The sequence below is a fragment of the Caulobacter radicis genome, assembly GCF_003094615.1.
Taxonomy (GTDB): domain Bacteria; phylum Pseudomonadota; class Alphaproteobacteria; order Caulobacterales; family Caulobacteraceae; genus Caulobacter; species Caulobacter radicis.
The window spans coordinates 49,727-62,820 of record NZ_QDKO01000020.1; the positions used below are offsets into that span (position 1 = coordinate 49,727).

Genomic DNA, 13,094 nt, shown 5'->3' on the forward strand with positions numbered 1-13,094 from the left:
TGATCGCGTTTAGACAAGGGGCATCGAGATGGACGATCTGGCGCCGACCCCGGTGACGGCGGGCGAGCAGGGAGAGACCGGCGAACCGCGCGTGCCCTACAGGTTGTTCGCCCTGAAGGACCGCGACACCTTCCTGGTGGCCGACGCCTTCGGCGACGTGCTGGGCGCGGCCGACGGTCTGTTTCACGACGACACCCGCCTGCTGTCGCGCCTGCGGCTGCTGATCGGCGGGCGGCCGCCGGCCCTGCTGAGCGCCAGCGTCTCGCAGGACAACGTCTTCTTCACCTCGCACTCGACCAACCAGACCCTGCCCTCGCTGGGCGGCGCCTCTGCGCCCCACGGCGCGATCCACGTCGAGCGCAAGCGCTTCCTGTGGTGCGAGCGGCTGTACGAGCGCCTGCGGTTCGTCAACTACAGCCGCGACATGGTCATACTGCCGGTGGCGCTGGAGTACGACGCCGACTTCCACGACATGTTCGAGGTGCGCGGCTCCAAGCGCAAGGCCAGGGGCCGGGTGCTGCCGGCCGAGCTGAACGGCCGCTCGGTCCATTTCGCCTATCAGGGCCTGGACGAATTGCGTCGCGACAGCGTGATCGCCTTTTCCGAACCGCCCGGGCGTCTGACCCCGCAGCGGGCCGAGTTCATGTTCATGCTGACCCCGGAGACCCATTTCGACCTCTATCTCGAGGTCGGGCCGGTTCCGGACCATCCCCCGACCCGCGAGCGCTGGCGCGCCGCCGCCGCCCGGGCCCGCCTGGACATGCGCGGCCGCCGCCGGCGCGGGGCGCGGCTGAAGTCGTCGGGGCGCCTGTTCAACGACTGGCTGGAGAAGTCGCGGGCGGACCTGGCCTTGCTGACCACCGAGTTCGAGACCGGCCCCTATCCCTATGCCGGCATCCCGTGGTTCTCGACGCCGTTCGGCCGCGACGCGATCATCACCGCCTGGCAGGTGCTGTGGATCGAGCCGCGGCTGGCCAAGGGCGTGCTGGGCTACCTCGCCGAGCACCAGGCCGAGGAGGTCAGCGCCTTTCGCGACAGCGCGCCGGGCAAGATCATGCACGAGACCCGCAAGGGTGAGATGACGCGGCTCGGCGAGTTGCCGTTCGGCCGCTACTACGGCGGGGTCGACACCACGCCGCTGTTCGTGGCCCTGGCCTGCGCCTATGCCGAGCGGACCGGCGACCTGGCCTTCATCGACGGGCTGTGGGACGCCCTGCGGGCGGCCGTGGCCTGGATCGAGCAGTTCGGCGACAGCGACGGCGACGGCCTGATCGACTACGCCCGCGGCGCCGACACCGGCCTCTCCAACCAGAACTGGAAGGACAGCGAGGACAGCGTCTTCCACGCCGACGGCAAGTTCCCCGACGGGCCGATCGCCGTGGTCGAGGTGCAGGGCTACGCCTTCGCCGCCTTCAAGGGCATGGCCGACCTCGCCCGCCGACGGGGCGAGGCCGCCGACGCCGAGCGCTGGAGCGCCAAGGCCGAGCACCTGCGGACCATGGTCGAGGAGCGGTTCTGGATGGAGGACAAAGGGTTCTACGCCATGGCCGTCGACGGTCACGGCAAGCCCTGCCGCGTGCGCGGCTCCAACCCGGGGCACCTGCTGTTCTGCGGCCTGCCCTCGCCCGAGCGCGCGGCCAAGGTGGCCGACACCCTGCTGTCGGCGGCGTTCAACAACGGCTTTGGCGTACGGACCCTGGCCGAGGGCGAGCCGCGCTTCAATCCGATGAGCTATCACAACGGCTCGGTCTGGCCGCACGACACGGCCATCTGCGCCATGGGCCTGGCCCGTTACGGCCATCGGGACGGGGTGGTGCGGATGACCTCGGGCCTGTTCGAGACGGCCGCCCACTACGAGATGCGGCTGCCGGAGCTGTTCTGCGGCTTCCCCCGCCAGCCGGGCGAGCCGCCGGTCGCCTATCCGGTCGCCTGCCTGCCCCAGGCCTGGGCGGCGGGCTCGGCCTTCATGATGCTGCAAGCCTGCCTGGGCATCACCGTCGACGGCTGGGCCGGCGAGATCCGCATCCAGGAGCCGCGCCTGCCGATCGGCATCGACAGTCTGTCGATCGAGAACCTGGGGGTGGGCGACCGCCTGACCGACCTGGCCTTCGAACATGTCGGCCGGCACGTCACCGTCCAGGGTGGACGGCGCTCGACCGTGCCGATCCTGACCCGCTGCTGATTTCCCCAAAAGCGTAACAAGAACAAAGACCATGCCCCAGAACCTCGACCTGTTTCCGATCGGCAACTGCTCGGTCAGCGCCCTCATCGACCGCGAAGGCCGCTTCGTATGGGGGTGCATGCCCCGCATCGACTCCGACCCGGTGTTCAGCACCCTGCTGGGGGGCCTCGAGCCGCCGTTCGAGGGCGGCAAGGGCCTGTGGGACGTGGTCGTCGACGGGGCGGTGAAGGTCGAGCAGGCCTATCTGCGCAACACCCCGATCCTGCGCACCGTGGTCACCGACGCCGACGGCGCCAGCCTGGAGATCATCGACTTCGCGCCGCGCTTCCAGCAGTTCGGCCGGATCTATCGCCCCACCGCCTTCATCCGCCTGGTGCGGCCGGTCAGCGGGGTGTGCCGCGCCACCATCCGCCTGCGCCCGACCGCCAACTGGGGCGCGCGCCTGGCCGAGCACACCAACGGCTCCAACCACATCCGCTACCTGTGCTCGGACATGACGCTGCGGCTGACCACCGACTGCCCGGTCTCGCACATCCTGGAGGAGCGCACCTTCCGCGTGGAGCGGACCCTGGCGATGTTCCTGGGCGCGGACGAGGGCTTCGACGCCGACGTCGGCGCCACCTGCGCGCGGATGCTGCAACAGACCGAGGACTACTGGCTGAACTGGGTGCGGGGCCTGGCCGTGCCGCTGGACTGGCAGTCGGCGGTGATCCGCGCGGCCATCACCCTCAAGCTCTGCATGCACGAGGAGACCGGGGCGATCGTGGCGGCCATGACCACCTCGATCCCCGAGCACGCCAACAGCGGCCGCAACTGGGACTACCGCTACTGCTGGCTGCGCGACGCCTATTACGTGGTCCAGGCCCTGAACCGGCTGGGCGCGGCCGACATCCTGGAGAACTACCTCGCCTACCTGCGCAACATCGTCGACCGGGCGGCCGGCGGCCATATCCAGCCGCTGTTCGGGGTGGGCTACGAGCCCGCCCTGATCGAGCGCTTCGCCCCGGACCTGCCCGGCTATCGCGGCATGGGGCCGGTGCGGATCGGCAACCAGGCCTTCGAGCACCAGCAGCACGACGTCTACGGCCAGATCATACTGTCCTCGACCCAGGCCTTCTTCGACGAGCGCCTGCTGCGGCCGGGCACGATCGAGGACTTCAAGGCGCTGGAGCCGGTGGGCGAGCGGGCCTTCCAACTGCACGACCAACCCGACGCCAGCCTGTGGGAGTTCCGCGGCCGGGCCAATGTGCACACCTATTCGTCGGTGATGTGCTGGGCCGCCTGCGACCGCCTGGGCAATGTCGCCGAGAAGCTGGGCCTGGCCGATCGCGCCAGGTTCTGGAACGACCGCGCGGCCAAGGTGCGCGAGGCCATCGACACCCATGCCTGGAACGAGACCCTGGGCCGGTTCGCGGCCACCTTCGGCGGCGAGGAGCTGGACGCCAGCCTGCTGCAACTGGTCGACCTGCGCTTCATCGCCGCCGACGATCCCCGCAACAAGGCCACGGTCGCGGCCATCGAGGCGGGCCTGCGCAAGGGATCCTACCTGCTGCGCTACGCCCTGCCCGACGATTTCGGCACGCCGCAGACGGCCTTCAACATCTGCACCTTCTGGCTGGTCGAGGCGCTCTATCTCGAAGGCCGGGTCGAGGAAGCCCGGTCCCTGTTCCAGGAAATGCTCGACCGCCGCACCTCCGCCGGCCTGCTGTCGGAGGACATCGGTTTCGAGGACGGCGAGCTGTGGGGCAACTACCCGCAGACCTATTCGTTGGTAGGTCTGATCAACTGCGCGGCGCTGCTCAGCCGGCCCTGGACTTCGGTACGCTGAAGCTGGGTCAACCCCTTCGGCCTCACGTTTTGGTCAGTCAAACGTGACCCCCCGACCGCTGTGTCGGGGGGATCGAACCGGGCCCCGGGGCGTTCCTAACGGCTGAGTTCCATAGTGAAAGGGGCCTAACTGCATGACCACGTACGGGTCTGCCGCTCGGCTTGCGTCGTCGGATCTTCCGCCGCCGCCCACCAGTATTCCTGCCAACAGCGCGCTGTTCCTCGACCTCGACGGAACCCTCGCGCCCATCATGCCGCGTCCGGACGACGTCGGCCCCGACGCCGCCCGCGCGGCGCTGATCGCGCGCCTGCGCGAAGCTTTCGACGACCGCGTGGCCGTGATCAGCGGCCGTTCGCTGGACGATCTTTCCCGCATCCTGGGCGACGGCGCCCTGGCCTACATGGCCGGCGTGCACGGCCTGGAGCGCCGCACCCCCGAGGGCGTGTTCCGCGCCCAGCCCCACGAGGGCTTGGCCGAAGCGCGCGACGTGCTGGCCGATCTGGCCCGCTGCGATCGCGGCCTGATCTTCGAGGACAAGCACCTCAGCGTCGGGCTGCACTATCGCAACACCCCGTCGGCCGCCGACGCGGTGATCGAGGCGGCCGAGCGCCTGAAGCGCCAGACCGGCCTCGTCCTGCAACTGGGCGACATGGTCGCCGAACTGCGCACGCCGGGTCAGGACAAGGGCTCGTCGGTCGCCGCCCTGCTGCGCGAACCGGCCTTCGACGGTGCCCTGCCGATCTTCATCGGCGACGACCTGACCGACGAGGACGGCTTCGAGGCCGCCCGCCGCCTGGGCGGCTACGGCGTGCTGGTCGGCCCTGAACGGCCCACGGCGGCGAGCTATCGTCTCGACGGGCCGGAAGCCGTTCACGCCTGGCTGGACGCCGCCGCAAGGTCGATTGCCGAGAGCGAGGTCGAGCGATGAGCCGCCTGATCGTCGTTTCGAACCGCGTCAACCCGCCGTCCGGCAAGGGCGAGGAAAGCGTCGGCGGCCTGGCCATGGCCCTGGCCGCGGCCCTGCGCGAATATTCCGGCATCTGGTTCGGCTGGAGCGGCAAGACCACGCCCGAGTTCACCGGCCAGCTGAACATGCAGCGCGTCGAGGGGGTGACCGTGGCCACGGTCGACCTCGAGGACGGCGACTACCAGGAGTATTACAACGGCTACGCCAACAAGACGCTGTGGCCGCTGTTCCACTACCGCGTCGACCTAACGGCCTACGACCGCTCGTTCGGCGAGGGCTACGACCGGGTCAACAAGCGCTTCGCCGAGACCCTGCGCCCGCTGATCGAGCCCGACGACATCATCTGGGTGCACGACTACCACCTGATCCCGATGGCGAGGGAGCTGCGGCGGCTGGGCGTGACCAACCGCATCGGCTTCTTCCTGCACATCCCCTGGCCGGCCCACCAGTTGGTGGTCACCCTGCCCCGCCACCGGCCGCTGGTGGAGGCGCTGTTCCACTACGACGTGGTCGGCTTCCAGACCGAGGAGAGCCTGCAAGCCTTCGAGGGCTACGTGCTCAACGAGGTCGGCGGCGAGAAGACCGAGGACGGCCGACTGCGCGCCTTCGGCCAGATCACCGAGGCCGGGGCCTTCCCGATCGGCATCGACGCCGACGACTTCGCCCGCATCACCAAGAGCCCGCGGGCCATGCGGGTCTACGACCGGATGGCGGCCCACAGCGTGTTCCGCAAGATGGTCGTGGGCGTCGATCGCCTGGACTACTCCAAGGGCCTGGAGGAGCGCCTGATAGGCTTCGAGCGCTTCCTGCACGACCACGAGGACGCCCGCCGCGAGGTGATGCTGCTGCAGATCGCCCCGCTGTCGCGCGACGAGGTCGAGGCCTACCAGGACATCCGCAGCCGCCTGGACGGCCTGATCGGCCGCATCAACGGCGCCTATGCCGAGATGGACTTCACGCCGATCCGCTATCTCAACCGCTCCTACCGGCGCGACGAGCTGGCGGGGGTCTATCGCGCGGCCAAGGCGGCGCTGGTCACGCCCCTGCGCGACGGCATGAACCTGGTCGCCAAGGAGTACGTGGCCTCGCAGAACCCCGAGGATCCGGGCGTTCTGATCCTGTCACGCTTCGCCGGCGCCGCGCGGCAGATGAAGGAGGCGCTGATCATCAACCCCAACAGCCCCGAGGAGATCTCGGACGCGCTGGCCCAGGCGCTCGCCATGGACGAGACCGAGCGCAAGCGCCGCTGGGAGGACCTGATGGACAACGTCACCCGCCAGGACGTGACCGCCTGGCGCGACGACTTCGTGGCCGCCCTGAAGGGCGATCCGACGGTCCAGGCGGCCAACACCGAGACGCCGGACGAGCCGGCCGTGACCACGGTGAAGAAGGCGCTGATCGGCGCCAAGAAGTAGGAGCGACACGCAGATGGCCCCGCGTCCCACCTGGCAGGGCCATCTGCGGCTCTCGCTCGTCACCTGCCCGGTGGCGCTCTACACCGCCACCAATCCCGGCGGCGAGGTGCGCTTCAACCTGCTGCATCCCAAGACCCACAACCGCATCAGGATGGTGGCCACCGACCCGGACCTGGGCCCCGTCGAGCGCTCGGACCTGGTCAAGGGCTACGAGGTCGAGAAGGACCGCTACGTCATCGTCACGCCGGAAGAGATCGACAGCGTGCGGCTGGAGAGCACCCGCACGATCGACATAGAGCGTTTCGTCGACGTGGCCGACATCGACCGGCTCTACTGGGACAATCCCTATTTCCTGGTCCCAGACGGCAAGCTGGCGGTCGAGGCCTACAGCGTGATCCGCGACGCCATGGCCGGCGCCAAGCGCATCGCGCTCGGCCGAGTGGTCATGCACACCCGCGAGCGGCTGCTGGCCATAGAACCACGCGGCAAGGGGCTGGTGGCCTGGTCGCTGCGATCGTTCGACGAGGTGCGCGATCCGGCCGACCTGTTCGACGACATCCCGGCCAAGAAGGCCGATCCGTCGATGATCGCCATCGCCCGCAAGATCATCGAGCAGCAGGACGGTCCCTTCGAGCCGAAGGACTTCAAGGACCGCTACGAGGAGGCCCTGCGCGACCTGATCAAGCGCAAGGAGAAGGGCGGCAAGACCAAGGTGACCGCCGCGCCGGTCGACGACACCAACGTCGTCGACCTGATGGAAGCCCTGCGCAAGAGCCTGGGCGGCAAGGCCCCGGCCGCCAAGACGCCGGCGAAGAAGGCGGCTCCAAAGAAGGCCGCCTCCACCAGGACCAAGAAGGCCTCCTAGGCCTCCTGCGCCACCGGGCTCTTGGCCTCCTTCAGCCGCAGATAGATGCAGCCGAACCCGACCGCGGCGTTGAGGATGCCGACCAGCACGAACGGCGAGGCCGGGCTGATCACGTCGAACAGCACGCCGCCCAGGGTGCCCAGCACCAGGATGCCGAAGGCGCCGCACAGGTTGAAGAAGCCGATCACGGCGCCCCGCCCCTCTTCCGGCGCTTCCTTGCCGATCAGGGCCTGGGAGCCGATGAAGGCGCTGATCTGGCCCACGCCCAGCAGCACGAACAGCGGCAGGGCCGCCTTGCTCAGCGGATCGTCGATGAACATCGTCGCCAGGTAGCCGACCGCGCCCAGCAGCATGCAGGCCGCCAGGGCCGTCAGACGGTGGGCCTTGTCGATCATCAGGGCGATGACCACCGGCCACAGCAGCGCCGCCGACTGGGCGACGATGAACGGGATGCGGCCCTGGTCGAGGGCGTCGGCCAGGCTGGCGCCGTTCTCCAGCGCCGCCTTCTTGCCCCAGGCGATGGCGTAGGCGCCGACGATGGCGAGATCGCCCCGCGCCACGAAGGCCGAGGCGTAGGCCAGGACGATGCGCGGATTGGACTTCGCGGCCGCGACGCCCACGCCCAGCTGGGCCGACAGCTTGGGCCGCTCCACGGTGCGGGCCGCCACGCCCGGCTTGAGGCCCAGCCACATGACGGCGGCGGAGACCAGGCACAGGGCCGCGGCGATGGCCAGCGCGGCCTGGCCGGCGGTCTTCTCGTCCATGCCCTGGCCGACGAAAACGGCCGGCAGCTTGCCGATGGCCAAGGCCAGGATGACCACGCCCAGCCCGTTGAGGATGCCCGACAGGGCGACGATCTTGCCCCGGTCGCGGGCCTTCACGTAGTCGGCCAGGATGGTCGACAGCATGCCGGTCGTGGCCCCGATGCCGATGGCGTAGACCACCTTGTAGAGCGACAGGTCCCAGATGTTGGTGGCCAGCGGGAACAGCAGGTAGCCGGCCGCCGTGGCCAGGAAGCCGATGGCGTAGACCGCGCGGCGGCCCACGCGGTCGGCCAGGGCCCCGGCCAGGCCGAACACGAACAGCAGAGCCACCTCGTTGACGAGGTTGAGGATCCCCAGGACCGAGCCCTGGCGGTCCAGCGGCACACCGAGATTGGCGCTCAGCACGTAGGGCGTCATCACCGCGACCGTCGTGGCCAGGCCGATATTGACGAAGGCGGCGTAGAGCGCGGTCCACATGTGGCCGGCGCGCACGCCAGGCTCTATCGCCAGTATGCCGAACCGCTCGGGGTTCTTGGGCGCTGCCATCGGGAACTCCAGAAAAAGACTTGGGGGCAAGGAAAAGGCCCGGCGCGCAGGGGCGCCGGGCCTTGAAGGTCACGCGTTCAGGAAGATCAGAAGGTCTTGCTGATGCGGATCGAGGCGGCGCGCTTCTCGGGCAGGGAAACCACGTAGGAGCGCGGCGGAGTGTTGTTGTTCAGGTCGAAGAAGCCGAAGTCGGTCGCCGCGATGGCGTTCTTCGGGGTGTCGTCGTCGAACAGGTTGGTCACGGCCACGTCGATGCCCCACGATCCGTCGGTGATCCCGGCCCGCAGATCCGAGACGAAGTAGCTCGGCAGCCAGGTTAGGTTGTTCTGGGTCATGTAGCGCTTGGACTGGTAGCGGCCCGACAGTTCGGCGGTCCACGACCAGTTCGACATCTTCGGCAGCTCGCCGGTGACCAGGGCCGAGACGTTCAAGCTGTGCTTGGGCGTCAGCGGAACGGCCTTGCCGGTGTAGTCGCCGCCAGTGGACTCGATCCGGTCGAAGTAACCGGGGGTCGGGACCTTGTAGTCGGTGAACTCGGCGTCGGTGTAGGTGTAGTTGCCGCTCAGCGTCAGCCAGTGGGTGGCCCGCCAGTCGCTGGTCAGGTCGATGCCCTTGCTTTCGCTCTCGCCAGCGTTCTCGACCGACGGAACCGAGGTCCCGCCGAGCACCTTGGTGGTGCCGATCTGCTGGTTCTTGTAGCGGTTGAAGAAGATCGCCCCGTTCAGGACCAGGTCGCCGCCGAGGAACACGTTCTTCGAGCCGATTTCGAAGCTTTGCAGCTTCTCCGGCTTGAAGGTCGAGTCGACGCTGCCGCTGGTGCCGGTGGTGTCGACGCCGCCCGGCTTGAAGCCTTCGCCGTACGACGCGTAGACCGAGTTGCGCGAGGTGATCTTGTAGTTGGCCACGAAGTTCGGCGTGAAGGCGTCGGCGCGGACGGTCTTCTTGTCGATCTGGGTGGTCTTGGCCAGTTGGGCGTTGCGAGCGGCGACGGTGCCGGCCGGACCGGCGGCGCAGCCCAGCTGTTGCAGGCAGACCAGTTGCACGCCGAACAGGCGATAGTACATCGGCTGGTACGGGCTGCCGCGATAGGCGACGCGTTCCTCAATGTAGCGACCGTCGAAGCGCAGGGTCAGGGCGTCGGTGACGTCGTATTCGACGCTGCCGGCCCAGGACAGCGAGTCCGTCTCGCGCGAGATCTTCAGCGGATAGTCCGCCGTGGCCTTCGCGGTCGTGGTCGGCGCCTGGAAGGCCCCGCTCGCCGTCGCGCCGCCGCCCATGAAGAGCGCCGTCAGGATGGTCAGGCGCGGGTCGGAACCCTCGCGCATCCAGAACTGGTCCTTGTTGATCTGGCTGGCCTGCTCGTGGAAATACAGGCCTTCCAGCGAGGTCCGCAGCTTGCCGAAGTCCTTGCTCCAGCGCAGCGTCTGGCTCTGCTGCTTGGTGTCGAAGTCGTCGTCCAGCATCACCGAGAAGCCGATGGCCGGCAGGCCGCCGGTCGGCGCCACGGTGGAGTAGTTCAGGCCGTAGGCGCGCAGGAAGCCCAGATACTGGTAGAGCGAGCCGTAGAACGGCGCCATGCCCGCATAGAGCGGAAGCACGTTGCCGCTGAGGCTGTTGTTGGAGTTGTCGAAGTCCTGGACCTGGGTGGTCTCGCCGCGGGTGATGCCGGTCAGCGAGGTGAACGTGCCCCAGTCGCTTTCGTAGTTGACCTCGAACGAGGCGCGGGTCGCATCGGTGACCGTGCCCTTGAAGTCCTTGCCCGTGCGCGGATCCAGCGAGTAGGCGATGGTCTGGTTCTTGACCACCGCGGCGTCGCTGAGGTCGCCCTTGACCGTGAAGCCGGGGCGATTGTTGCTGGGATCGGTGACCGCGACGCCGAGATTGGCGGTGTTGGCCGTGCCCGTCAGCGGATTGACCGCCGTGATGTAGGCCCGGGCCATCTGGTCGTATTCTTCGTGCGAGCTCTGCACCCGGGCGAAGACGGTCAGTTTCTCGGTCGGCTTCATCAGCACGCTGAAGGCCGCGCCCTTGGCTTCACCGCCGCCGACACGCTTTCCGCTGACGCTGTTGAGGTACTGGCCGTCGTTTTCCCAGGCCCCGGCGTTCAGGTTGATCGCCAGCTTGTCCTGCACCAGAGGCACCGAAACCGAGACCTTGCCCTCCTTCAGGCCGAAGTCGCCGGCTTCCAGGCTGAGCTTGCCCTCGAATTCGCCGAGGTTCGGACGCTTGGAAATGTAGTTGATCGCGCCCGAGAAGGCCGAACGGCCGTAGAGCACGCTCTGCGGACCCTTCACGATCTCGATGCGCTCGGCGTCGACGAAGCGCAGGGAGGCCAGCGCGCCGCCGCCGGCGGTGGCGAAGGCTTCCGACGACGTGTCGACCCCATCCACCAGGATGGCCACGTTCGGACGGCCCCGAACGGCTTGCACGCCGCGGATGGCCGGGCGCGTGTCGCTGGGCGTCAGGCCCTGGTCAAAAGTCAGGCCGGCGGTCGATTGCGCCACGCGGCTGATGTCGGAAATATTACGGCGTTCGATCGTCTCGGCCGACACGGCGTTGATGGTGATCGGAACGTCCTGCAGAGATTCAGACTTGTTACGTGCCGTGACGGTGATCTCCCCAATCACGTTCACGTCTTCAGAAGTCGTCGTTTGCGCGAGGGCTTGCCCCGAACAAATCAGAAGCGTAAGAGCGCTCGCGCTCGCGCCATAGATACTCATTGCCGACTTGGTCATGACTCCCCTCTTCAAATCTTGACCACACCCCGCCGCGTTCCCCGCGACTGTTCCCCGACGGTCAAGATGATGGAGCCGGACCAATACAGGTCTTGCGATAAAGCGTTTGTCCGTCCATCGGATAGGAGTTCAGGAAAGTCCCGCCATGCTGACAGACGTAGCGCCCGCAACCAAGCCTCGGCAATCGCGCCGGATCGCCACCGAAGCAGCGATCGTAGAGGCGTTCGGGCGTCTTATGGAGCGCGGAAGCGTCCACGACGCGGGTGTGAACGCCCTAATCAAGGAAGCCGGCGTCGGCAAGAAACAAATATATGACTATTTCGGCGGCCTGGGCGGCGTCGCCGACGCCTGGGTGCGTCGCACCGGCATCTGGCCGCGACTCTCCGACATGCTGGACGAGCCGCTGGAGACCTTCCACCAGCGCCCGCCGATGGAGCGCCTGCGGATGCTGGTGCGCACCTACGCCTCGTCGCTGCGCGCCCACCCGGCCGTGGCCACGATCATGGCGGGCGAATTCGCCGGACCGCCGGAACTGCGCGACGCCGTCACCGCCGTGCGGATCCGCATCTGGGAAGAGTACGAGCGCCTGTTCATCGGCCAGCGCAGCGAGGACAAGGAACTGCTGGCCATCGCCATGACCATGCTGTCGGCCGTGTCCTATGTGGGCATGCGGGCCAAGTTCGAGCCGAATTTCTTCGGTTTCGACCTGCATGACGACTTGGCCTGGGAGCGTGTCGTAGGCATGCTGGACCACGTGATGGGCCGCTATCAGACCGGCGTCGATGCGGCCGTTTCTCGTCAGGCGGATAGCGCCGACTAGAAAATTGACCGGTCGGTCCCTTTTTGAAAACCTCCGAGCATCCCGCCAAGCGCGGGCCTGACCGCACGGAGACCTTGATGTTCGGCGACCCCCTTTCCCTCCCCGTCAAACCCCAGGCGGGCGACCTCTGGGTGGCCGCGACGATGGTCACCGACGACAAGCTGAAGCTCGGGCTCTCCAGGATCCTCCTCCTGGGCCCCGACCTGCAGATCAAGGCGGCCTTGCATACGGGCGACTTCGGCATGGTCTCGGGCTTGGCGGTGAATCCCCGCACCGGCGAGCTCAACGCGCTGGACCCCTTCGCCCGCAACGTCACCCGCATCGACGCCGAAGGGCTTCGCGTGCCCGGCCAGGCCTCGCTTCTCCCCGGCCGGGGCCTGGGCTCGATGGTGTTCCTGCCCGACGGCGGCGCCCTGGCCGGCGAGCACCTGTCGGGTCAGGCCCCGCCGTTCACCGGCGAGGGCCGCCTGGTGCGCTTCGACGCCGACGGCCGCGTGACGCGCTTCTATCGCCCCGAGTATCATGGCGGCGTCATGGGCTTCCTGGGCGTCACTCACCTGACCGTGCTGTCGGACGGCAAGACCGTGGCCTATGTCTCCGAGACCGGCCACACCGTCTATCGATACGACATCGAGGCCGACGCCCAGCTTTCCCCGCTCTATGTGCGCACCGATCCGCCGGGCATGGTGTTCGGCATCGCCGCCACGCCGAACGACGACGTGCTGGTCAGCTGCGGCAACGAGGTGCGCCGCGTGGCCCAGGACGGTTCGGTGCTGCGCGCCTACGCCGTGCCGGAAGGCCGGGGCTGGTCGTTCCTGCGCGTCACCGACGACGGCGCGCACTTCTGGGCCGGCGACTTCTTCTCGGGCCAGCTGGCCAAGATCGCGCTGGACAGCGGCGAGTTGGTCGCCAGCGTCAAGCTCGACATACCGTTCGGCGTGACCTCCATCGTCGAAGCAAAGGTCGCCTGAG

Annotated in this window: 9 protein-coding genes; 7 read left to right on the forward strand and 2 right to left on the reverse strand. The window is 68.0% G+C overall.

The window, feature by feature from the left end:
* Nucleotides 1-28: 28 nt before the first annotated feature.
* The 5 genes from DDF62_RS11965 to ku all read left to right on the forward strand — a co-directional run bounded on the left by DDF62_RS11965 (nt 29) and on the right by ku (nt 7,257).
* Nucleotides 29-2,182: an amylo-alpha-1,6-glucosidase gene (locus DDF62_RS11965; RefSeq protein WP_116489320.1), complete on the forward strand. Its 2,154-nt coding sequence runs from the start codon at nt 29-31 to the stop codon at nt 2,180-2,182.
* Between the two features lie 31 nt (nt 2,183-2,213).
* Nucleotides 2,214-4,010 carry a glycoside hydrolase family 15 protein gene (locus DDF62_RS11970; protein ID WP_116489321.1) on the forward strand — a complete coding sequence of 599 codons (1,797 nt, stop codon included), beginning with the start codon at nt 2,214-2,216 and terminating at the stop codon, nt 4,008-4,010.
* A 133-nt stretch (nt 4,011-4,143) separates the two neighbouring features.
* On the forward strand, nt 4,144-4,938 hold the full coding sequence (otsB, locus tag DDF62_RS11975) for a trehalose-phosphatase (RefSeq protein WP_116489322.1): 795 nt from the start codon (nt 4,144-4,146) through the stop codon (nt 4,936-4,938).
* A complete protein-coding gene (gene otsA / locus DDF62_RS11980; protein WP_116489323.1) occupies nt 4,935-6,392 on the forward strand; it encodes an alpha,alpha-trehalose-phosphate synthase (UDP-forming) in 1,458 nt (485 codons plus the stop codon). Before otsB ends, otsA begins: the two co-directional genes overlap by 4 nt.
* Before the next feature lie 13 nt (nt 6,393-6,405).
* A complete protein-coding gene (gene ku / locus DDF62_RS11985; RefSeq protein ID WP_116489324.1) occupies nt 6,406-7,257 on the forward strand; it encodes a non-homologous end joining protein Ku in 852 nt (283 codons plus the stop codon).
* Here the strand turns inward: ku and DDF62_RS11990 are convergent.
* Both DDF62_RS11990 and DDF62_RS11995 read right to left on the reverse strand, forming a co-directional pair.
* Nucleotides 7,254-8,567, reverse strand: a complete 1,314-nt coding sequence (locus DDF62_RS11990) for an MFS transporter (protein ID WP_116489325.1) — start codon at nt 8,565-8,567, stop codon at nt 7,254-7,256. The two genes, ku and DDF62_RS11990, sit on opposite strands and share 4 nt — an antisense overlap.
* Nucleotides 8,568-8,653: 86 nt before the next feature.
* The gene (locus DDF62_RS11995) at nt 8,654-11,200 is read right to left on the reverse strand and encodes a TonB-dependent receptor (RefSeq protein WP_165832237.1); all 2,547 of its coding nucleotides are present in this window, start codon (nt 11,198-11,200) and stop codon (nt 8,654-8,656) included.
* A gap of 367 nt (nt 11,201-11,567) precedes the next feature.
* Here DDF62_RS11995 and DDF62_RS12000 point away from each other — a divergent pair, with 367 nt between their 5' ends.
* On the forward strand, nt 11,568-12,122 hold the full coding sequence (locus DDF62_RS12000) for a TetR/AcrR family transcriptional regulator (protein WP_165829086.1): 555 nt from the start codon (nt 11,568-11,570) through the stop codon (nt 12,120-12,122).
* Between the two features lie 77 nt (nt 12,123-12,199).
* Nucleotides 12,200-13,093 (forward strand): SMP-30/gluconolactonase/LRE family protein, encoded by an 894-nt coding sequence (locus tag DDF62_RS12005; RefSeq protein WP_116489328.1) that lies wholly within the window; start codon nt 12,200-12,202, stop codon nt 13,091-13,093.
* Nucleotide 13,094 lies beyond the last annotated feature (1 nt).

Bases quoted from the DNA above. Each gene is read 5' to 3' on its own strand.
- otsA (WP_116489323.1), top strand. From the start codon at position 4,935: ATGAGCCGCCTGATCGTCGTTTCGAACCGCGTCAACCCGCCGTCCGGC.
- DDF62_RS11965 (WP_116489320.1), top strand. From the start codon at position 29: ATGGACGATCTGGCGCCGACCCCGGTGACGGCGGGCGAGCAGGGAGAG.
- ku (WP_116489324.1), top strand. From the start codon at position 6,406: ATGGCCCCGCGTCCCACCTGGCAGGGCCATCTGCGGCTCTCGCTCGTC.
- DDF62_RS12005 (WP_116489328.1), top strand. From the start codon at position 12,200: ATGTTCGGCGACCCCCTTTCCCTCCCCGTCAAACCCCAGGCGGGCGAC.
- otsB (WP_116489322.1), top strand. From the start codon at position 4,144: ATGACCACGTACGGGTCTGCCGCTCGGCTTGCGTCGTCGGATCTTCCG.
- DDF62_RS11990 (WP_116489325.1), bottom strand. From the start codon at position 8,567: ATGGCAGCGCCCAAGAACCCCGAGCGGTTCGGCATACTGGCGATAGAG.
- DDF62_RS11970 (WP_116489321.1), top strand. From the start codon at position 2,214: ATGCCCCAGAACCTCGACCTGTTTCCGATCGGCAACTGCTCGGTCAGC.